This window comes from Treponema sp. SP13, from assembly GCF_050938355.1.
In the GTDB taxonomy this organism is placed as follows: domain Bacteria; phylum Spirochaetota; class Spirochaetia; order Treponematales; family Treponemataceae; genus Treponema_D; species Treponema_D socranskii.
Window position 1 is genome coordinate 674,482 of record NZ_JADOVM010000001.1, and the last position, 20,879, is coordinate 695,360.

Annotated in this window: 15 protein-coding genes and 3 tRNA genes; 15 read left to right on the forward strand and 3 right to left on the reverse strand. The window is 52.0% G+C overall.

Annotation, left to right across the window (positions count from 1 at the left end; all coding sequences use genetic code 11):
* Positions 1 to 3: 3 nt before the first annotated feature.
* The 4 genes from IZU26_RS03020 to IZU26_RS03035 are packed head-to-tail and all read left to right on the forward strand — an operon-like array spanning position 4 to position 7,604.
* Positions 4 to 4,002 carry a phosphoribosylformylglycinamidine synthase gene (locus IZU26_RS03020; protein ID WP_433276661.1) on the forward strand — a complete coding sequence of 1,333 codons (3,999 nt, stop codon included), beginning with the start codon at positions 4 to 6 and terminating at the stop codon, positions 4,000 to 4,002.
* 13 nt (positions 4,003 to 4,015) lie between these two features.
* Positions 4,016 to 5,020 carry a thioredoxin family protein gene (locus IZU26_RS03025; protein WP_433276663.1) on the forward strand — a complete coding sequence of 335 codons (1,005 nt, stop codon included), beginning with the start codon at positions 4,016 to 4,018 and terminating at the stop codon, positions 5,018 to 5,020.
* A 3-nt stretch (positions 5,021 to 5,023) separates the two neighbouring features.
* Entirely contained in the window at positions 5,024 to 6,316 is a 1,293-nt protein-coding gene (locus IZU26_RS03030) for a hemolysin family protein (protein WP_433276666.1), read from the forward strand.
* Between the two features lies 1 nt (position 6,317).
* On the forward strand, positions 6,318 to 7,604 hold the full coding sequence (locus tag IZU26_RS03035) for a hemolysin family protein (protein ID WP_433276669.1): 1,287 nt from the start codon (positions 6,318 to 6,320) through the stop codon (positions 7,602 to 7,604).
* On the opposite strand, the gene IZU26_RS03040 is transcribed toward IZU26_RS03035, so the two are convergent.
* Both IZU26_RS03040 and IZU26_RS03045 read right to left on the reverse strand, forming a co-directional pair.
* Entirely contained in the window at positions 7,586 to 8,500 is a 915-nt protein-coding gene (locus tag IZU26_RS03040) for an omptin family outer membrane protease (protein WP_433276671.1), read from the reverse strand. The genes IZU26_RS03035 and IZU26_RS03040 overlap by 19 nt on opposite strands.
* A 46-nt stretch (positions 8,501 to 8,546) precedes the next feature.
* On the reverse strand, positions 8,547 to 9,296 hold the full coding sequence (locus IZU26_RS03045) for an RluA family pseudouridine synthase (protein WP_433276673.1): 750 nt from the start codon (positions 9,294 to 9,296) through the stop codon (positions 8,547 to 8,549).
* Between the two features lie 157 nt (positions 9,297 to 9,453).
* On the opposite strand from IZU26_RS03045, the gene IZU26_RS03050 reads away from it, so the two are divergent.
* The 6 genes from IZU26_RS03050 (at position 9,454) to IZU26_RS03075 (ending at position 14,997) form a co-directional block, all read left to right on the forward strand.
* Positions 9,454 to 9,524 (forward strand) — tRNA-Gly (locus IZU26_RS03050).
* A gap of 560 nt (positions 9,525 to 10,084) precedes the next feature.
* Positions 10,085 to 11,590 carry a hypothetical protein gene (locus IZU26_RS03055; protein WP_433276675.1) on the forward strand — a complete coding sequence of 502 codons (1,506 nt, stop codon included), beginning with the start codon at positions 10,085 to 10,087 and terminating at the stop codon, positions 11,588 to 11,590.
* Positions 11,591 to 11,680: 90 nt separating this feature from the next.
* Complete coding sequence (gene fusA / locus IZU26_RS03060; protein ID WP_021330712.1) at positions 11,681 to 13,768, forward strand: elongation factor G; 2,088 nt, start codon at positions 11,681 to 11,683, stop codon at positions 13,766 to 13,768.
* Between the two features lie 83 nt (positions 13,769 to 13,851).
* Entirely contained in the window at positions 13,852 to 14,532 is a 681-nt protein-coding gene (locus IZU26_RS03065; protein WP_433276677.1) for an ATPase domain-containing protein, read from the forward strand.
* A 162-nt stretch (positions 14,533 to 14,694) separates the two neighbouring features.
* Positions 14,695 to 14,765, forward strand: a tRNA-Gln gene (locus IZU26_RS03070).
* Between the two features lie 160 nt (positions 14,766 to 14,925).
* Positions 14,926 to 14,997 (forward strand) — tRNA-Glu (locus tag IZU26_RS03075).
* Positions 14,998 to 15,131: 134 nt separating this feature from the next.
* Here IZU26_RS03075 and IZU26_RS03080 read toward each other — a convergent pair.
* Positions 15,132 to 15,917, reverse strand: a complete 786-nt coding sequence (locus IZU26_RS03080) for a hypothetical protein (protein ID WP_433276680.1) — start codon at positions 15,915 to 15,917, stop codon at positions 15,132 to 15,134.
* A gap of 53 nt (positions 15,918 to 15,970) precedes the next feature.
* Between IZU26_RS03080 and IZU26_RS03085 the strand changes: the two genes are divergently transcribed.
* The 5 genes from IZU26_RS03085 (at position 15,971) to IZU26_RS03105 (ending at position 20,875) form a co-directional block, all read left to right on the forward strand.
* Complete coding sequence (locus IZU26_RS03085; protein WP_310822952.1) at positions 15,971 to 16,405, forward strand: MarR family winged helix-turn-helix transcriptional regulator; 435 nt, start codon at positions 15,971 to 15,973, stop codon at positions 16,403 to 16,405.
* Positions 16,406 to 16,562: 157 nt separating this feature from the next.
* Positions 16,563 to 17,576, forward strand: a complete 1,014-nt coding sequence (locus IZU26_RS03090) for a BMP family ABC transporter substrate-binding protein (RefSeq protein WP_433276683.1) — start codon at positions 16,563 to 16,565, stop codon at positions 17,574 to 17,576.
* 29 nt (positions 17,577 to 17,605) lie between these two features.
* Positions 17,606 to 19,048, forward strand: coding sequence for an ATP-binding cassette domain-containing protein (locus IZU26_RS03095; RefSeq protein ID WP_433276685.1), 1,443 nt, complete (start codon positions 17,606 to 17,608; stop codon positions 19,046 to 19,048).
* Positions 19,045 to 20,061 (forward strand): ABC transporter permease subunit, encoded by a 1,017-nt coding sequence (locus IZU26_RS03100; RefSeq protein WP_433276687.1) that lies wholly within the window; start codon positions 19,045 to 19,047, stop codon positions 20,059 to 20,061. Before IZU26_RS03095 ends, IZU26_RS03100 begins: the two co-directional genes overlap by 4 nt.
* A complete protein-coding gene (locus tag IZU26_RS03105) occupies positions 20,042 to 20,875 on the forward strand; it encodes an ABC transporter permease subunit (RefSeq protein WP_433276690.1) in 834 nt (277 codons plus the stop codon). The genes IZU26_RS03100 and IZU26_RS03105 overlap by 20 nt, the downstream gene beginning before the upstream one ends.
* The last annotated feature ends 4 nt before the right edge of the window (positions 20,876 to 20,879 follow it).

The window sequence follows — 20,879 nt, forward strand, 5'->3', positions numbered from 1 at the left end:
CCAATGTTCCGTTTGTATGTGGAAAGAAAGCGCGGTTTTCAAAATGAAGCCGAAAGAATCAAATCGGAAATCGTTCATTTTTTGCGGATTCCGAGCATTACGGGCGTGCGGTACTTGAACCGCTACGACGTCGAAAATATTTCCGACGAAGAAGCGAAAGAGGCGGCGCATCGAATTTTTTCCGAACCGCAGAGCGACGAGTGTACTTTCGATGCGCTTCCGCTTCGTTCGGGCGAAACGGCGATCGCGTGGGAATACCTTCCCGGCCAATACGATCAACGCTCCGATTCCGCAGAACAGTGTCTTTTGCTCTTGCGCGCAAGCCTTCCCGAAAAAAGCCGCGGTACGAAGCCGCCCCGTGTGCGGTGCGCAAAGGTCGTCCTCCTTTCAGGCGCGGTGAGCGCACGCGACATCGAGCGCATTCAAAACTACCTTATCAATCCCGTCGATTCGCGCCTTGCAGGAGACGCCGTCCCCGACACGCTCGAATTGAAAGCGGCTCCTCCCGCCGACATTCCGTCCGTTGCGGGATTTATCGGCATGGATAAAAGCGAGCTCGCCTCTCTTCGAAAGCGTATGGCGCTTGCAATGGATGCGGCCGACGTCGAATTCATGCAGGATTATTTTAAAAAGGAAGGACGCGATCCGACGGAAACGGAAATCCGCGTACTCGATACGTATTGGTCGGATCACTGCCGGCATACGACTTTCCTTACGGAATTGACGGACATTAAAATCGAAGACGGCACCTATGCTCCGCTTTTTACTTCATCGCTTAAAACCTATACCGATATGCGCGTCGACGTGTACGGAAAAGCGGAAAAACCCGTGACGCTCATGGATATGGCAGTCATCGGTGCAAAGTATTTGCGGAAGCACGGCAAACTCGACGATATGGAAGCCTCCGAAGAAAACAATGCGTGTTCGCTGTTTATCGACGTGCATTATACGACGGACAAAGACGGCAAACCTTTTGCTCCCGATTCGCCGGGCGAAACGGAAAAGTGGCTGCTTTTATTTAAAAATGAAACGCACAATCATCCGACGGAGATCGAACCTTTCGGAGGAGCTGCGACATGTATCGGAGGGGCGATCCGCGATCCGCTTTCGGGAAGAGCGTGGGTATATCAAGCGCTCCGCGTGACGGGGGCTGCCGATCCAACCGTGCCGATTTCCGAAACGCTTCCGGGAAAACTTCCGCAGATGAAATTATGCCGCGAAGCGGCACAGGGATTTTCTTCGTACGGTAATCAAATAGGACTTGCGACGGGGCAAGTCGCGGAATTGTATCATCCGGGCTATGCTGCAAAGCGCATGGAATGCGGGGCGGTCATCGCCGCTTCTCCTGCGGACTCCGTTGTCCGGGAAAGACCGGAAGCGGGAGACGTCGTCATGCTGCTCGGCGGCGGTACGGGACGTGACGGCATCGGAGGGGCTACGGGTTCGTCGAAAGTGCACACCAAAGAATCGGTGACGACCGCCGGTGCGGAAGTGCAAAAAGGCAACGCCGTCGAGGAACGAAAGATACAGCGCCTTTTCCGCGATAAAAAAGTGAGCTTGATGATACGCCGTTCGAACGACTTCGGCGCGGGCGGTGTGTCAGTCGCGGTCGGAGAATTGGCGGCGGGGCTCGACATCGACCTCGATGCGGTGCCGAAAAAATACGACGGCTTAAACGGCACCGAGCTTGCGATCTCGGAATCGCAGGAACGCATGGCGGTCGTCGTACGGGAAAAGGATGCGCGCGCTTTTATCGAGCTTGCGGCGAAGGAAAATCTCCGTGCGGTCGTCGTCGCAAAAGTGACGGACTCGAATCGCCTCGTCATGAGATGGCGGGGCAAAACGATCGTCGATCTTTCCCGCGATTTTCTCGACGCTGCCGGCGCTCCTCACAAAGCGCGTGCGTACATTGAAAATCCCGCGCTGCCCGAAACGTCGCCGCTTGTCCGCCCGCTCGAAACCGTTTCAAAAAAATTGCCCTCATCGCTTTCGGATGCGTGGCTTGCAAATATAAACGATTTGGCATGCTGTTCCGAACGAGGGCTTTCCGAACGCTTCGACGGTTCCATCGGATCCGCAACCGTTTTGTTTCCGTTCGGCGGAAAATATCAGCGTACGCCCGAAGCGGCTATGGCGGCAAAAATTCCCGTCGCCTCTCCGCGTGAAACCTCTACGGCGAGTATGCTGTCATTCGGCTTCGACCCCTTCGTCGGCGAATGGAGCGCGTGGCACGGCGCCCAAACGGCGGTGCTTTCCTCTCTTGCAAAGATTGTGTGTATCGGCGGAAACGCCGCTTCTTGCCGCCTGTCGTTTCAAGAGTACTTCGGCCGCGCCGTCGATGAAAAGAAGTGGGGCTATCCTGCGGCGGCTTTGCTCGGCGCGCTCGACGCGCAAAAGAAGACGGGCTGTGCGTCGATCGGCGGAAAAGACAGTATGAGCGGTACCTTCGAAAATATAAACGTTCCGCACACGCTCGTGTCGTTCGCCGTAACGCACGATGAAGCGGAGCGAGTGACGAGCGGTTCGTTTAAAAAAGCGAGAAGCGCGATCTATTTCGTCGGAACTCCCTATTCGCCGCTTCTTGCTCCCGATTTCACCGCATTTATGCAAAATGCCGCAATCCTCTATCGCTTGAACGCCGCGGGCGCCATACGCGCGATGTATCCCGTCGGGGCGGGCGGCATCGCGGAAGCTCTTACGAAGATGATGATGGGAAACGGTATCGGAGGGCGCATCGATGCCGTGCCGCTTTCGTTTACGAGGGTGCACATACCGGGCGCGAAAGCGTCTTCGCTCGATCTCTTTACGCCGCAGTACGGTTCGATCATCTTCGAAGCTGCACCCGAAGCGGAAAGCGAAATCGATAAAGCGGGTTTTGTTTCCGGTACGATTGTTAAAATCGGCAAGACGATACGCGAAAGTGAAATCGTCGTCGAAGATGAAAATGCGGGTATTCCGCACACGAAGATTTCGCTTTCGGATGCGGAAAAAGCGTGGGAATCGAAACTCTCAAAAGTATTTCCTTCGGTATCCGAAAGCCCGACACAGCCTGCGCTTCCCTCCTTTGCGCTCGCCGCACATCCTTCGCTTGCCGATTTGAGGAGCTGCGTTTCGCTCGGCAAAAAAAGCTTTGCCGCTCCGACAAAAAAAGTGCGCGTACTCATCCCCGTTTTTCCGGGAACGAACTGCGAATACGATATGGCGCGCGCGTTCGCCGTCGCAGGAGCCGAAACGAAGATCGCAGTCTTTGCAAACAATACTCCCCGGGCCCTCGAAGAGTCGCTCGAAACGCTTGAGCGGGAATTGAAAGGCGCGCAGATTTTAGCGCTTGCCGGAGGATTTTCCGGAGGAGACGAACCCGACGGTTCGGGTAAATTCATCGCAAACGTTTTGCGCGAGGGGCGCATCTCAGAGCAAGTGATGCAGCTTATTAAAAAGCGGGACGGTCTCATCCTCGGCATCTGCAACGGTTTTCAAGCCCTCATCAAAACGGGGCTCGTGCCTTTCGGTGAAATCCGCACGATGACCGCCGATATGCCGACGCTCACGTTCAATACCGTTGGACGCCACATTTCGCGCATCGCCCGCACTCGCACGGTGAGCGCATTGAGTCCGTGGGCGCTCGATGCGTCGGTTATCGACGAGAGGGTACATTTGATTCCCGTTTCACACGGGGAAGGCCGCATCGTTGTTGCAGCATCGCTTGCCCAACAGCTTTTCGCTTCGGGACAAGTGTTTTCGCAATACGTCGATGCCCTCGGTGTGCCTGCCGTAGCCGAGCCGGACAATCCGAACGGCTCTCTCTTTGCGATCGAAGGGCTTACAAGTCCCGACGGCCGCGTGCTCGGTAAAATGGGACACAGCGAGCGCACGATCGGCATCGACGAAGGAGGGGCTTCGCGCGACCTCATCAAAAACGTCGCAGGCGATCCGCTTGCAAACAAATATGAAACTTCCTATCAAAACATCTTTGCGGCGGGAGTAAGATATTTTAATAATTAATAATATGGAGTGTATGATGTTTAACAAAAAAATAAAACCGATAATCGGAGCTTTGGCGATCGCTGTGTTTTTTACCGGCTGCTCCGCTTCCGCAAAAGTCGTCAAAAACGGCTGGTACATCGATTACGATGAGGCAAAAAAAGCCGCACAGAAAAAAAATAAAAATCTCCTCATCCTTTTTTCCGTGAATGACAACGACGAGGAAAGCCGGGTGCTCAAAGAAAAAGTATTCGATACGAAAGAATTCGTTTCCGCCCTTTCGAAGCGTTTTATCCTCGTCAATTTGGATTTTTCGGCCTCGCTCTCCGGCGATGACGAAGATCAAAGCGAAAAAGGAAAAAAAGAGGCGGAAGAGCGTCAGCGGAAAATCGAATACATGGGGCATATCGCCTCTCTCTATAACGTAGATTCCATCCCTTCCGTTTTTCTTGCGACAAAAGAAGGCTATTGTGCGGCAAAGCTTGAAACTTCCGATGAAGACGCTACTCTGGAAGCGTATATAAAACTCATCGAAAGCAAAACGGCCGACCTCGATAAAATCAATACATTGGCTGATGCGGTGCGCGCTGCGTCGGGAGCAGAAAAAGTGCGCGCAATCGATGCGCTCTCGGAAGCGACGGAGGATACGCGGCGCCTGCTTTTGGCCGATCTTTTCCGCACGGTTTCTTCCCTCGATCCCGACAATGAAACGGGATTTGTCGGCAAATATATTTTACTCACGGCCGTCTCCGATGCGTCGACATTTTATATGCAGCGCGATTTCGCTTCCGCGATTCAAGCACTCGCTTCGGCCGCCGAAGACAAGAGGCTCAGCGGGCGCGATCGGCAGCATGCGTATTATTATGCGGGCGAATTGTTAACAACGACCGGTAGTACCGATTATAAAGCCGTCTTCGATTATTTTCAAAAGGCTTACGACGCCGATCCCGAAAGCGAATATGCGCCGCGTATAGCCGAAATGCTTGTCGCCTTAAAGGAAGAGATCGAACGAACTTCCGGCGACGGGAAGCAGCAATAAATTATGGAAAACGAACCTCCCGATAATCCTGCAACCGTCGTTTTATTGATCGCCGCGGCTGCCGTTTTAATAACGCTGTCCGCGCTCTTTTCGATTTCCGAAAGTTCGTTCCTCGGGATGAACAAACTCCGTCTCCGCATAAAACGCAAAAGCGGAGATAAAAAAGCACTTCGGGCGGCAAAGCTGCTCGAAAAAAAAGACGTACTTATCAATTCCCTGCTCGTTGCAAACGATCTCGTCAATATACTCCTTTCCGCAATCCTCACCGCCGCCGCAATCGCGCTGTTCGGAAAAAACGGCGTCGGAATCGCAACGTTTACAACAACCGTTCTTTTATTGATTTTCGGGGAGATAACTCCCAAAGCGGTTTCGACGCGGCACCCCGATGTGTTCGCGTACACGCTTTCGAAATTCGTTTCCGTCACGGTCTTTATCTTTAAACCGGTTTCGCTCGCCTTTACCGCCGTCGCACACGCGGTGCTGCACGCGGCGGGCGTGAGTACAAAAAAGCCCGACCGGTCGTATACCGAAGAAGAGATTAAAACCTTTATCGCCGTCGGTGCGGAAAGCGGCGCGCTCGAAAAAGACGAAAATGCGATCATGAACCGCGTCTTCAAATTCACCGATTTGGAAGCGCAGGATATAATGATTCCGCGTACGAAAATCGTCGCCGTATCCGATAAGGCAAGCTGGCGCGACATCATCGAAAAAGCCGAGCGATCGCGCTTTTCGCGCTTTCCCGTTTATCGTAAAGACATCGACGATATCGTCGGCGTCCTCTATATAAAAGATTTGCTCGCGTACAAAGAAAAGGCGGATGCGTTTTCCGTGCGGACCGTCATGCACGAACCGATTTTTATCCTCGGTACGAAAAAGATGTCGTCGGTGCAGGAAATGCTCCGCGAAAACCGTCAGTCCCTTGCGATCGTCGTTGACGAATATTCGGGCACCGACGGCATCATCACACAGAGCGACATCGCCCGCGAAATTTTCGGCATAACCGATTCGAATGCGAGCGGACGCGGGCATTTGCCTCCGGTAAAAATCGAAGACACGTCCGACTTCGTAACCGGCGGCGATATGCTGCTGAGCGAAGCGCGGGAGCTGCTGCATGTTCCGTTTGCATCTGACATAAACGAAACACTCGGCGGCTGGATCACCGAAAGGCTGGGCGATATGCCGCGTGCGGGAGACTGTATCGAATACGAAGGACTGCGTTTTACCGTGCTTTCGATAAAAGACCGAAGAATTAATAAAATCCACGTAAAGCGCATCGCTGACGACGGAGAGGAATGATATGAATACCGTCGTCATATTAATAATTTTGATCGTGCTCGTCGCGCTTATCGGATTTTTTGCGGCATCGGAAACGGCGTACCTTTCCCTTTCGAAAATTAAATTGCGAGAACTCGTGCAGAGTAAAAAACGCTGTGCGAAAACGGCACTCGCTCTCCGAAACGACATGGACAGGCTGTTGACGCTCGTGCTCGTCGGAATCAATTTTTTTAATACCTTCGCCGCATCCCTTGCGACCGCACTCGCCGTTTCGATTGTCGGTTCAAGCGGCGTCGGCATTGCGACGATCATCATTACTTCCCTCGTAACGATTTTCGGCGAGATCGTTCCGAAGACGGCCGCTGTCTTGCATCCGGATACTACGGCACTGCGCTTTGCGCCGCTTTTGCGCGCGCTTGAAAAAATATTTTTTCCGATCGTATGGTTTTTTTCGCGGATTTCGCGCGGCACATCGTTTATCGTCGGAAAATTCTGGAAGGACGACGGAGAGGATGTAACGGAAGAAGACATCAAAATGATGATCGCCGTCGCCGCGCGCGAAGGCACGCTCGAAGCGGGCGAAAGCAAAATGCTTTCGAAGATATTTCAGTTCAGCGATCTGCGCGTCCACGATATCATGAAACATCGTTCGCTCGTAAACGCAGTTTCCGCCGACAGCGATTATGAACGCGTCGCCGATATTTTTTTGACGACAGGCTGTTCGCGCATTCCCGTTTTCGAACATACACCCGATGCGATCATCGGAGTGCTCGGATACAAATCGGTGCTCTTCAGTTCTGAAAAAGAAACGAAACGGACCGATTTTATCCGCCGGAAAATGTCGCACGCACTCTTCGTCCCCGAAACCTTTACCGCCCTCGAAATGCTCGAAGATTTTAAAAAAGCGCACACGGATTTTGCCGTCGTGCTCGACGAACAGGGCTGTACCGCAGGCATCGTCACGACGGACGATGTGATGCGCGTCGTGTTCGGCCGCATGACCGATGAAAATCCCACGTCCGATATCGCGCCAGAAGCGCGGATTACGCTCGTCGGAAAATCGGAATACATCGTGCCCGGTGATATGAAGCTCGACGATGTAAATGCGATTCTGAAACTCAACTTGGAGTCGGAAGATTTCAATACGCTCGGCGGCTGGCTCCTTGAAAAGTTCGGATACTTACCGTCGGCGAGCGAAGCGTATATAGACGGGACGACGGCGTACATCGTTGAAGATCAGGCAAGGCGCCGCATTTTGTCGGTGCGCATAAAAAAAGGCGCCGGCCGAATTCAAAAATTTAATCGATAAGTGCAGCCGAGCGAAATCTCACCCGTACTGCGCGAAGCCCCGCCTTCGGCGTCATCGGTTCCGTGCCACGATCCCGTCGGTCGAGTCGCCTCATACGTCGCTCCCCGTATACGGCGCGTCAGTGTCCACGAAAACGCGAGCGACAACGCTATGTTTTTATTAAAAGCATATACAGCTTCGGCGCCGAATCGATATGAGGAAAACCATCCGTGCAAAATGTCGGCAAAGTACGCACCGGATCCGCCGTAGTGATGATCGAGCGCCTGTATATACGTATACGGTGCAAAGGCGAACGAAAGCGCAAGCGTAAATTTATTATTAAAAAAGGTATCGAACGAAACGCCGAACCATGTATGCACTTCTTCGCGCGTATAATCGATTCCAAGCGGAACGTAGGGCTTTGCGGCGGGATCGTTCCACGCAACGCCGGTATGGGTAAGTATATCATAACCTTCCCATGCGCGCCCGTTCCGTGCTTTGAAAGCGATGCGTGAGTAATCGACTCCGCAAAAAGGACGGATCGCAAAGGTATCCGCTATTTGAAATGCATACGAGATTTGTCCGCCGAACGCATACGAAGAGGCGAGCATGTTTTTATGAATCGAATACGTGGTTTTTAAATCCGTCAGCGTTTTCCAATCGGAGTCTTCCATATTGCCCGATCCCATCGGAACGGCGCCGCGCGCGAAGCCTTGAATCGACAGCGCTTTCCATAACACGCCGACGGCGCCTCCGAAGTACAGCGCGGGTTTTATATCCCAATCGAGTTCGCTGATTTTTTTATACTTTCCGTCGACATCTTTTTTATAGACGAATTCGCCGATCGTACCGTATTCGACGGAAAAGAGCGGCGTGACGGAAACGCTCCAAACTTTTGCAGAAAGAGTTTTCATCATCGACGCAGACAGAAAAATAACAATTAATAATTTTGTCGTGCGGTTATTAAACGGCAAGGGGATCGACCTTATACAGTTTTGCAAGCTGTTTGCGCGTTGCATCCATATCTTTCGGATAGGGCGCGCAAAACGTCATGCGCTCGCCGGTTGCGGGATGTGTAATCGTCAGCTTGTACGCGTGCAGCGCGAGACGGGCTAAAAGCGGGCGCTCTTCAAAGGCATCGCCGTTCCATCTTTTTTTGAAATCACTCAAGCGTACGGGTTTTTGATTGCCGCCGTACAGCGGATCGCAGACTATGTATAATCCGTGTGCCGCCAAATGCGCTCGGATCTGATGCGTGCGCCCTGTCTTCGGAACGGCTTCAATCCATGCGTATTGACCGCAGACGCCGATAAGGCGAAAATCGGTGACGGAATCTTTACCGCTTTTTTTATTGACGACGGTACGGTGCTTTGCATCTCCGTCGGGAAGGAGCGCTTCGTCGGCGTGCAGCGTTTCCCACAAGGGTCGTCCGTAGACGAGACAGTGATAAATTTTTTCGACTTCTCTGTGTTCGAACTGAAGCGAGAGAGAACGGTGCGCTTTTTCATTGCGCGCATACACGATCGCGCCCGACGTATCTTTATCGATGCGGTGCACGGCAAAGAGTTTCCCGAACTCGCTTTCAGCTTCGATGTCGAGCCGCGGGGCCGCTTCGTCGTACCGATCGGCGGCGATGAGCAGTCCGCTTTTTTTATTCAGTACGACGATATCGTCGTCCGCATAGAGCACCGTGTAAGGCGGTATTGCTTTCATAAAAACAGTATAGCAAAATGCTCGCGTGTATGAAAGGAGGACTGTAAGCAATGTTCAGTGAACGGCTGTAGAAAATTTTGCCGGGGCGGTCATGATGAGAGATCGGTGCGATGCGCTTGCATTCCCTTCGTTTTTCAGCTATGATGATCCCACCGATGCGGCTGTAATATAGCGGTAGTATACGAGCTTCCCAAGCTTGGTGTAGGGGTTCAACTCCCCCCAGCCGCTAAAACTTCAAATTTTCAATATAATCCTCCGCCGCAAAACAATATATAACAGCAAAATAATTGGGAGTTGAACCGCGGAGCGCGCGCGGCGCAGGTGCGCCGAAAAGGCGGCACGGATGCCGCCGACAGCGCGCGAAGACGGCGTGGAAGGAGCGGACAGGAAGTCCGCGAGAGGAACGCTTCAACTCCCCCCAGCCGCTAAAACTTCAAATTTATAACGCAGTTACCATTAACAAAATAATATGTGGCGGCAAAATAATTGGGAGTTGAACCGCGAAGTGCGCGCCGAGCAGGTGCGAGGAAAAGGCGGCAGGAGGCCGCCGACAGCGCGCGAAGACGGCGTGGAAGGAGCGGACAGGAAGTCCGCGAGAGGAACGCTTCAACTCCCCCCAGCCGCTGAATGTTAAATTTATAAATCAGTTGTCGTTATTATTGCAACGTATTATTAGAATAATTGGGAGTTGAACCGCGAAGTGCGCGCCGAGACGGAATCTTTATACCGGCGATTATATTTTTCCATAAAAAACTCCGAAACCGGAAATTTACGGCGATTATTAGGGTATGAATTATCGCTGTATATTGATCGCCGCAGTTTTTGCGGTATTTTTGTCTGCAAATCGATTTTCCGCTGCCGAAAAGTCGGAAAAAACGAATACCGAACAAAGAATCGAACGGAGTTCGGAAAACGGCAAAAACAAACAAAAACCCGAAGCGCTTTTCAAACGGCTCGATGTACGCACATCGTCGTCTTTCCGTTTCGATGCCGCAGATTCTTCCGCTCAAGCCTCGGCGCTTACGGCTGCCGGTATGCGCGCCCTTTTCCGCGATGCCGACGTGCGCTTTTACGAAGTCCTATCGGATATCGCCTTGCCGCATTTTAAGAGCGCTGCCGTTCATTCTCCGCAATACGGGGCGGCAGTATCTTTCGCTCGTGCGCTGCGTTTTCCGCTCATGCTGAAAGCGGGTACGCTGTCCGTAAACGGAAGTTTTTTGCGCCTCACTTCTCCCGCTCCGTCCTTTTCGGCTTCTCCGTTTGCAACATCGTTTCCGACGAAAACAGGGATCGCTTCTTCGCTTCCGTCGTCGGGTACGGGAAATAAAACGTTCGCCGTTGCAGCCGACTGCCGCATTCCGAACACAGCGCCGCTTTTCGCCGGATCCGGAGCTTCTTTTTTTTATCGGGAAGACGGAACCCTTGCCTCTTCAGCGGATATCCGCATCGCTTTACCGCGTATGATAAGCGCGGGTATTTCGTTTACCGGGACAAGTGTGTTTCTCAAAAACAACGCGTCATCGTGGTTTTCCGAAATCGCATTTTTTAAACCGGCTCGGTATTCCGCATTTGCCCTACAAACGCTCTTTTCGGCGCCGAACATCACTTCTCTCTTTACCGCGGGCTTTTATAATCAGCCGTCAGGAAAACTGCGCCGCACATACCGAAGCGAAAATGTATTCGCATTCGGGAGCTGTACGCTGCTCGCTTCGGTTTTCGCAGCCGACGGACGCGGCATCATGACGCCGAGCGGCGAAGTGCTACATACGCTTCGCCAATTCCGCATTTCCCCGCAGTATACGCATCGCTTCCCATCTCCTCGACTTCCATCTTTTACTGTCGGAGCGGCGGGAGTCATGCGGCAAACATATACACCCGCCCGCGACATCGAACAAATAGAGGTAAAATGCGGAGGAGGTCTTCGGTACGCGGATAAATACATCTCAGCGAGCCTCACATTCGAATCCGCCGGCATCGAATTCTCAAACGCGCAAAAGCTCGATGCCGATACTCTGTACTATACGATTTCCGGAAGATTCGCTCGGCGCAGCGGAAATCTCCGCTGGGGAACGCAAGCTTCTTGCACATTTTCAAAAAAAACGGCTGAAGAATCGTGCAAAATTTCAATCGCACATTCGAAAAAAAATTTTACGGTTTCAGGCAATGCCGGATTTTCATTAAAACAAAAAAACGACGAATATGGAGGCGGAAGCGCCGCGCTCGGATTTTCGGCTTCTCATACGACAAAATTTATTAAATATACATTCCGGTTATCGGCCGCCGGAAAATATTGATAATTTTTGCGGTATTGAATAAAGCTTTGTAATCGGTTATATTTATCCCTTACTGTAAGGTGGAATTTTTTTTATAAAGAGGTAATTAATATGGACTTTGATATTTCCAAAGTACGAAATATCGGTATCAGCGCTCACATCGACTCGGGAAAAACGACTTTGTCGGAACGCATTTTGTTTTACTGCAACAGGATTCATCAAATTCACGAAGTTCACGGTAAAGACGGCGTCGGCGCGACAATGGACAGCATGGAATTGGAACGCGAGCGCGGCATTACGATCCAATCCGCAGCAACGCAGGTTCAATGGAAAGATTACACAATCAACCTAATCGATACGCCCGGACACGTCGACTTTACGATCGAAGTCGAACGGAGTCTACGCGTTCTCGATGGCGCCATCCTCGTTTTGTGCGCGGTCGCGGGCGTTCAGTCGCAGTCGATCACCGTCGACCGTCAGCTCAAGCGCTATCACGTACCGCGCATCGCATTTGTCAATAAATGCGACCGGCAAGGCGCGAATCCCATCCGCGTGTGCAAACAGCTGCGCGACAAACTCGGACTCAACGCACACATGATGGCGCTTCCGATCGGACTCGAAGACAAGCTCGAAGGCGTCGTCGATCTCGTTGCAATGAAAGCGCTCTATTTCGAAGGTCCCGACGGCCAGGAAGTACGCGTTGCCGAAATTCCCGCACACATGGTCGAAGAGGCGCAAAAATACCGCGCCGATCTGGTCGATGCGGTGTCGATGTTCGACGATCAGCTCATGGAAGACGCACTTGAAGGCAAAGAAACGGAAGAAGAGATCATCGCGGCCGTCCGCAAAGCGACGCTCGCCGAACAGTTCGTCGGCGTATTCTGCGGTTCGGCTCACATGAACAAAGGCGTACAGCTCGTGCTCGACGGCGTTACGCGCTATCTTCCCGACCCGACCGAGGTGCATAACTATGCGTTCGACCTCGACAACAACGAAGCGCAGGTCGAGCTTTTCAATGTCGCCGATAAGCCGACCGTCGCGATTGCATTCAAACTCGACGACGGACAGTACGGACAGCTCACCTACGTCCGCGTGTATCAGGGTACTATCCCGAAAGGATGCGAACTGTACAATACGCGCGCGCGAAAAAAGTTTAAAGTCGGACGTCTCGTCCGCATGAATGCGGACAAGATGGAAGACATCAACGAAGCGACTCCCGGCGATATTGTAGCGCTGTTCGGCATCGACTGCGCATCGGGCGATACGTTCTGCGGCGGCGGACTCAATTACTCCATGGCGTCGATGTACGTTCCGAATCCCGTCATCTCCGAATCGATTACGCCGAAAGAAAAAAAAGACGCCGCTCAGATGGCGAAAGCGCTCAACCGCTTTACGAAAGAAGATCCGACGTTCCAAACCTACGTCGATCCCGAATCGAACGAAACGATCATCAAAGGTATGGGTGAACTGCACCTCGCCGTCTATGTCGAACGCATGAAGCGCGAATACAAGTGCGAAGTCGTCGTCGGTCAGCCGCAAGTCGCTTACCGCGAATCGATTACGCAGAGCGCGCCGTTCAACTATACGCACAAAAAGCAAACCGGCGGTTCCGGACAATACGGACGCGTTGCCGGTATTATGGAGCCGCTCGCGGACAAAGATTACGAATTCGTCGATGCGATCAAGGGAGGCGCCATCCCGAACGAATACATTCCGTCCTGTGACAAGGGATTCCGCAAAGCGATGGAAAAAGGCACGCTCATCGGCTTCCCCATCGTCGGCGTAAAGATGACGATCAACGACGGTCAATACCACCCCGTCGACTCGTCCGACATCGCTTTCCAGCAGGCTGCGATCGGAGCTTTCCGCGAAGGCTACGAAAAAGCAAAACCCGTCATCCTCGAGCCGATTATGAAAGTGTCGATTTCCGGGCCGACCGAATTCCAGGGCAATATGTTCGGACTCATCAACCAAAGACGAGGCGTCATCATCGATACGACCGACGAAAACAATACGTCGACCGTAAACGCGGAAGTACCGCTTTCGGAGATGTTCGGCTTTTCGACGATCCTCCGCTCTTCGACTCAGGGCAAAGCGGAGTTTACGATGGAATTCCTCAAATACGGACGCGTACCGAATGCCGTAGGCGAAGAACTGATGAAAAAATATCAAGAAGAGCGCAAAGCAGCGCAAAAATAACGAGATACGATAAAAGCGGTGCCGACGTTTTGACATCGCTTTTTCGTAAACTCCATACTTTAAAAGTTTTATAGGAGACAGCTATGGACAAAAAAGATCTTATCAACTACAGCCCTGTGCGCAGCTTTGACAATATTACCGACGGAGGACTGAAAGCCGGAGAAATCGGCCTCGTCACCGCAAAAAAGGGCGTCGGAAAAACGGCCATCCTCGTGCAGTTCGGTCTCGATGCATTGCTCAAAGACGAACAACTCGCTCACGTTTCGTTCGACCAGCATTCTTCGAACGTGATTTCATGGTACGACAGCATCTTTACCGAGATATCGAAGAAAAAAAATATCGCAGATACCCCCGAATTGAAAGACAGCATTATGCGTGACCGCATGATTTTAAATTTCAATCAGGAAACCTTTTCGCTTGCAAAAGTAATCAATACGCTCAAATCGCTGAAAGCCGGCGGCATCGCCGTTTCCGCGCTCGTCATCGACGGCATGAACATGGATAAAGTGAGCAAAGAAGATATCGAAACGGTTTCACATTTTGTTAAAGAAGAAAAAATGACCGCGTGGTTCAGCGACACAAAGGTGAGTGCGGATTTGGAGGGCTCCTGCCGTCCGGAACTGCTTCCCTTTTTCGATGCAGTGTGCCACCTTGCCGCTTCGCAAAATGGAGTTGCGCTCAGTGTATTGAAGCTCCGCGATAAAACCGCTGTTGCGGGTACGGTAAACCTCGATCCGAAAACGCTGCTCATGTCGGCAAAGTAAGATTCGCTTTTTATTCCGATCGGATAACCGCGGCGGCAAATCGCTCTATGCCGCAGGCTTGTCGATCGGATATTTTTTTGCATACACGGAATTCCGGCAACACACCGCACTCACCGTATTGACAAATGCCCGCCAAACACGTATAGTGACGGAACAGTATATTCCCCGATTGTGTAATGGTAGCACCGCAGATTCTGGTTCTGCTTGTGGGGGTTCGAATCCTCCTTGGGGAACGCAAAAGACTTTTCAAAAATTTCGATTTTTGGAAAGTTTCCTTGATTTATTATGCGATGTTTGAAATTAAGTCATTAACAATACAAAGACTTAATTTCAAACTCGACAGGCTGTCGAAAAAGTAACCGACTTTTGAGACAGCCCTTTTTGTCAGTACCGGGTCCCTTCGTCTATCGGTTAGGACGAAAGATTCTCAATCTTTAAAGACGAGTTCGACTCTCGTAGGGACCGAAAATAGTATTTTTTAATTCTTTGTAATATAATAAATTACAAGCACCGTCCGAAGAGCCGTACTCTCCAAATCCTGCAGCTTATACCGAACCGTTTCGATATGGAAAAGTATACTGATCCTGAAAATCGACGTCCTACTCTTTCCACGGAAATATGAGCGATTTAAACGAACGCGGTCCGAGAGTCTCTTTATCGTTTTGCAAAAGCTCGTCCCACGGAATGCAGCGCTTTTCTTTCGGAGTTTTCAATTCGGGATGCGCTTCGTAATAATCGTATTTATACAAGCGTAAGCGGAGCGCGTTAACCTGTGCAAGCGTGATGCCTGCAACGGACGGCAAAAGTCCGAACAAAAAAACGCTCAGCGCTAAAAGAAAAAAATTGTACACCACCGTAAACAAGGAAAACCATATATTATCAAAAAATACGATAAAACACTTTTTTAAGCATTTTTTAAAATCGTTATGCATGAGAGAGCGGATCGCAACGAACCACTGGAGCGAAAGCAGCGTAAAGACGACAAGCCACACGAACATCGAACCGATAAACATCGTCGGGAGCGTTTTTTGTGCAAAGTAAAACGGGATGCAGACATAAGCTGCCGTTCCTACGACGCTGAGGATAAGACCGAAACGGATACCGTCTGCGATACACGATGGAATCGCCCGAAAAAAATCCGCAATGTGTGCGCTTCCGAAATTTGCCGCAGAAGAAGCGACTTCTCCCGATGCGAGGGTAAGTATCGATATGACGATGCCGAAGAGGATAATGAGAGCTATGACGAGCGGTACACTTTGCTGTAGAGCGTAGATAAGCGATAAAAGCCCCAGAGACACGGTCATAATGACGAGGTTTATGACGATGAGCGAGAGCATATTGTCCCAGCCGTCGTAAAAATTTTTTTTGATAAAAAAAAGATACATACGGTATTGTAGCGCTATTTGATTTAGAGCGCAACAAGGTGTATACTTTTGTTATGCAAACGGATATACGGCAGAGTATGTCGCTCGTATCACGCATACATTCGGCAGCGGCGGATTTTCTCATAAAGCGCCTCGCGGAAAAGGGCTTACCCGATTTCGCTTCTTCGCACGGTTTTATTCTATTTCAGCTCGCCGCAAAAGACACGCTGACGATGAAAGAGCTTGCAGAAAAAATCAACCGCGACAAATCGACGGCGACGGTTTTGGTGAGAAAACTCGAGCGCGACGGATTTGTGAAAACGTTTTCCACTCCCGACGATGCACGGCGCAAGCTCGTATCGCTCACGCGCAAGGGAAAGCGTTACAACGATGTGACGACCGAGCTTGCAAACGATCTGCTTAAAATATTTTACAAAGGCTTTTCCGAAACCGAAAAGAAAAACGCTTTCGCCTACCTTTCGCGCATCGCAGAAAATTTTTCTCAATAAAACGAAAGACCGCCCGCATACGATGCAGGCGGAACGGACGTACGCCTACGGCACCGGCGGATGCGACGCTCCGCGAACACGGAGTTTTTATACCGCATCCATACGCTTGACAAAAGTTTTATATAAAACTATATTTACCGGCAAGAGGTAATTCATTATGAAAAAATCGATATGCGCCGCTGCACTCACGGCTTTTCTTTTGACTTTTTTTTCGTGCAGCGCAAAAAAAACACAAGCTCATTCTATCGCGGTCTTCGTCCCCGGCATCATAGCCGACAGTCCCATCTACGCGATGCTCGCCGAAGGCGTGCAACATGCCGTCGCTTCGTATAACGACGGAAAAGACGGAAGTGCGCAGGCTTCCGTCACGGTGCTCGAAGCGGGAACAAACCAAGCCGAATGGTCGGCAAAGCTCACCGCCCTTGCCGCGGAGCAAAAATACAGCGTCATCATTTCGTCGAACCCGTCGCTGCCGGAACTCGTCGAACCGCTTACCGCACAGTTTCCGAATCAAAAGTTTATTCTGCTCGACGCCTATAAATCGGGAAACTCGTCGGTGGCAACCGTACGTTACAATCAACACGAACAGTCGTATATTACCGGCTATATGGCGGGCCTCATGACGAAGTCGAAAAAGATAGGTCTCATTGCAGGACAGGAATATCCCGTCATGAACAACGTCATACTTCCCGGCTACAAAGAAGGCGCGGAAGCCGCTTCTCCCGGTACGGCGGTCGATTTCCGAGTCGTCGGCAACTGGTACGATGCGACAAAGGGTGCAGAGCTTGCAAACGCGATGTATTCGTCCGGAGTCGATGTGATCCTTCCGATCTGCGGAGGGGCATCGCAAGGCGTCATCAACGCGGCGAAAGAAAAGGGAAAATATCTCGCATTTTTCGACAACGCGAGCTTTGAGCGCGCACCAGACAATATCATATCGTGCACGCCGCTCGAGCAATCGAAGATGGCGGAAAACGTAACGGCCGACTACCTCGCAGGCAAAACCGAATGGGGTACGGCGAAAACGGTCGGCGTCGCGGACGGTTTCGTGCGCTTTGTGCAGGACGCGCCGGATCACAAAAACGATGCGGTGACGGATGAAATGCGGGCAAAGATGCGCGACGTCGTCGCAAGTATAGAAAACGGTACGCTCGTTCTTCCGCAAAATTGACATGATAAATTTTTATTAATTAATTTACTATGGATGTTGCGCTCGAACATATTTCAAAACGATATCTGCACAAAACGGTGCTCGAAGATCTTTCCCTCGTCTTTCAGGGCGGTATGATTCACGCGCTGCTCGGAGAAAACGGCGCGGGAAAATCGACGACGGCGGCTGTTTTAAGCGGCGCGCTCGAACCCGACGGCGGTACGATCCTCATCGACGGAAAGGCCGTGCATTTTTCTTCTCCGCGCGATGCCCTTCGTGCAGGCATCGTCTGCGTGCGTCAGAGGCCGCTTATCGCCGACGGCATCAGTGTATGGGAAAACATTCTCCTCGGAACGGAATACGGAGCTGCGGGAAAAACACTCAAAAAGGGCGAAATCTTTTCGCGCGCGGAATTGTTAAAATCGAAATGGGCGCCGCACTTAAACTTCCGCGCTCTCGCCGCGCATATCGGAGGGAACGAACGCTTTTATACGGCGCTCATATCTGCCCTTATACGCGAACCTCTCATGCTCATCCTCGACGAGCCGTCCGCGCTGCTCGACCGGGAAGAGCGGGTTTCCCTCTATGCAAATATCCGCGAACTTGCAGATAAGGGAATGAACATCGTCGTTATCACGCACATCATGCAGGAAGCTTCTCGCTATACCGATACGATAACCGTGCTGCAAAAGGGGAAGGGTGCCGAGCACTATGAGCGGAGCGCTCTGTATGTGCCGAAGACACAATCGGAAGCCGCGCAGGTTTATGTCCTTCCGGCAAAAGTAAGCAAAAAAAATGACGATGATTGTATTTCGTTCGCTCATATCGGCGTGCGGCCGAAAAAACGGCCGGCTCTTTTCGACGTGTCGTTTACTGCGAAGAGCAGCTGCATTACCCTCATCGAAGGATTGCCCGAAAGCGGACTCGGTACGCTCGAAAACGTCATCACGGGTATGGAAAGCGCGCGTACGGCGGGATTGTGCCGCATCAAAACGGCGGAACGAAGCTTATGCATCGATCTCAAATCGGGAAAGTGGACGCCGTATTTTTTACGAACCGAAGCGAAACTCCGTACGGCTATCATCCCGTCAGACAGAACGTTCCGCGCGTCGAATCCCGATCTTTCGATCGAACAGCTTTTATGCGCAATGTACGGCGGAAAGAGCGCGGACGAATATACGAAGCGACTGATAGAAAAAGCGAAGGTTTCGATTCGACCCGATGAAAAAGCGGCATCTCTTTCGGGCGGCATGCTGCAGCGTTTAATCCTCGCGCGCGAATTCGAAAACGATCCGAATCTGATCATTGCGTGTGAGCCGCTGCAAGGACTCGACGGCAAAGCTGCCGAACGCACGCAGGAGCTGCTTTTAAACTTTGCACATCGCGGCGCCGTCGTCATCGTGCTTTCGTCGTCGGAATTTCCGAAAGCGCTGTGTGCGGCGCACTACGTACTCGAAGGCGGCGGTCTTCGCGAAGTGCGGGAGGCTGCGTGAAAAAATTAACAATATTCGACGCGCTCCCCGTCATCGCAGGTCTCGTTCTCACCGTCGCAGTCCTCGCTCTCTTTTCGCGCACCCTCGTTTCCGCCCTCGATTTTTTGGGGGGCTCTTTTACGTCGCGCTACTATTTCGGAAGCGTGCTCAATACGGCAGCCCTCCTCGCTGCGGGCGCGCTCGGAGACGCGATCGTACTCGCGGCGGGTGAATACAATTTAGGCGGTGAAGGTCAGATTTATGCCGGAGGATTTGCCGCAGCCGTCGTCTTTACGCTTCCCGTCGGATGGCCGCCCGTCTTCGTTACGGCTGCCGCCTTTGCCGCATCTCTTTTGCTTCCCGGCGCGATGGCCCTCATATCGGCATCTCTTCGACAATTAAAAAACGCCGATGTACTTCTCACGTCCTTTCTCGTTTCGGCGGCGGCGATTCCGTTTATCGATTCGCTTATCGCGGGAAAGTTCCGCGGACAAACGAACAATCTCCTTGCAACGCCGTTTATCGCGGAGCGGTTTCGCTTTGCGCATATTTTAAATCCATCCCCGCTTTCAGCTTTGGCGCTTATTCCGCTCGCGCTGTGCGGCGCGGTATGGTACGTCAAATACCGCACGGTAAGCGGAAGACACCTTCAGATTACGGGGATATCGAAAGAGTTTGCAAAATACTCGGGCTATCGGCAAAGCCGCACGCTCTATGCGACGCTCGCAGCGGCAGGCGCGCTTCACGGGCTTGCGGGTTTTATCGCCGTTGCGGGAACGTACTACACGTGCCACGCGGGATTTTACGGCGGTATGGGATGGAATGCGCTTTCGTGCGCGCTCATCGCGAATTCGAATCCCGCAATGATCGCTCCGGCAGGACTTGTGCTCTCGTGGCTTTTTACGTCGGCAAATAGGGTTGCGCTCAACAATAACTTCGGCTTCGATATGAGCTCTCTCATCCAAGGCGTCATGCTTTCGTGCATCGCCGTCAAATATGCAGGAGGCATACGAAATGCAAAACGCGGTCTTTAGCATAGCCCTTTTATCTGCGCCTCTGCTTTTGGCGTCGTTCGGCGCGCTCACAAGCGAATACTCCGGGCGCATGGCGGTTTTTCTCGACGGTATCATCAACCTCGCAGCTTTTTTTTGCTATGCGTTCAGCGTATTGACCGGTTCGTTTATCGCAGGCGCATTCCTCTCGGTCTTATCCTGCACGCTCATCATATTCGTTTCGATCCGCGCCGTGGAATCGCTTCACGCAAATCCCTTTTTGGCATCCCTCGGTTTAAACCTCTTTAGCGGTGCCCTTGCGTCGGTCATTTCCGTCGCCCTCTTCGGCACACGCGGCGTCCTCACGTCTCCCCTCTTTTCGTTTCCTGCCGTAAACGCACGCCTTTCGACGGCACTCGTCGCCTTCGTTTTTACGGCGGCAGGATTCGCATTTCTCTACGGGACAAAATACGGGCTCTACATCCGCATCACCGGAAAAGATTCCGACGTCCTCACTTCGCGCGGCATCGACGTGTCGGCATGCAGGACTGCGGCGTGGTGTATCGCAGCTTTTTACGGTGCGCTTGCAGGCTGCATACTGTCGTTCAGGCTTTCGTCGTTCGTGCCGAATATTTCAAGCGGACGCGGATGGCTCGCCCTCGCAGCGGTATTTTTGGGCAGGCGGACGGGATGGGGCACGGCGGCTGCCGTTATCGTCCTCTGCGCGGCGGAATATTTTGCGGCGAACTTGCAAAACGTCTTTCAAAACATCGCCTCTCCTCTTTTGATCGCCCTGCCCTATATCGCATCTCTCGCGCTCATCGTGCTCGTGCCCGATACGAGGCGAGACGAATAATTTG

Coding starts and splice junctions, on each gene's coding strand:
- IZU26_RS03020 (WP_433276661.1), top strand. CDS start 4: ATGTTCCGTTTGTATGTGGAAAGAAAGCGCGGTTTTCAAAATGAAGCC.
- IZU26_RS03065 (WP_433276677.1), top strand. CDS start 13,852: ATGGACAAAAAAGATCTTATCAACTACAGCCCTGTGCGCAGCTTTGAC.
- IZU26_RS03045 (WP_433276673.1), bottom strand. CDS start 9,296: ATGAAAGCAATACCGCCTTACACGGTGCTCTATGCGGACGACGATATC.
- IZU26_RS03030 (WP_433276666.1), top strand. CDS start 5,024: ATGGAAAACGAACCTCCCGATAATCCTGCAACCGTCGTTTTATTGATC.
- IZU26_RS03105 (WP_433276690.1), top strand. CDS start 20,042: ATGCAAAACGCGGTCTTTAGCATAGCCCTTTTATCTGCGCCTCTGCTT.
- IZU26_RS03055 (WP_433276675.1), top strand. CDS start 10,085: ATGAATTATCGCTGTATATTGATCGCCGCAGTTTTTGCGGTATTTTTG.
- fusA (WP_021330712.1), top strand. CDS start 11,681: ATGGACTTTGATATTTCCAAAGTACGAAATATCGGTATCAGCGCTCAC.
- IZU26_RS03040 (WP_433276671.1), bottom strand. CDS start 8,500: ATGATGAAAACTCTTTCTGCAAAAGTTTGGAGCGTTTCCGTCACGCCG.
- IZU26_RS03080 (WP_433276680.1), bottom strand. CDS start 15,917: ATGTATCTTTTTTTTATCAAAAAAAATTTTTACGACGGCTGGGACAAT.
- IZU26_RS03025 (WP_433276663.1), top strand. CDS start 4,016: ATGATGTTTAACAAAAAAATAAAACCGATAATCGGAGCTTTGGCGATC.
- IZU26_RS03095 (WP_433276685.1), top strand. CDS start 17,606: ATGGATGTTGCGCTCGAACATATTTCAAAACGATATCTGCACAAAACG.
- IZU26_RS03090 (WP_433276683.1), top strand. CDS start 16,563: ATGAAAAAATCGATATGCGCCGCTGCACTCACGGCTTTTCTTTTGACT.
- IZU26_RS03085 (WP_310822952.1), top strand. CDS start 15,971: ATGCAAACGGATATACGGCAGAGTATGTCGCTCGTATCACGCATACAT.
- IZU26_RS03035 (WP_433276669.1), top strand. CDS start 6,318: ATGAATACCGTCGTCATATTAATAATTTTGATCGTGCTCGTCGCGCTT.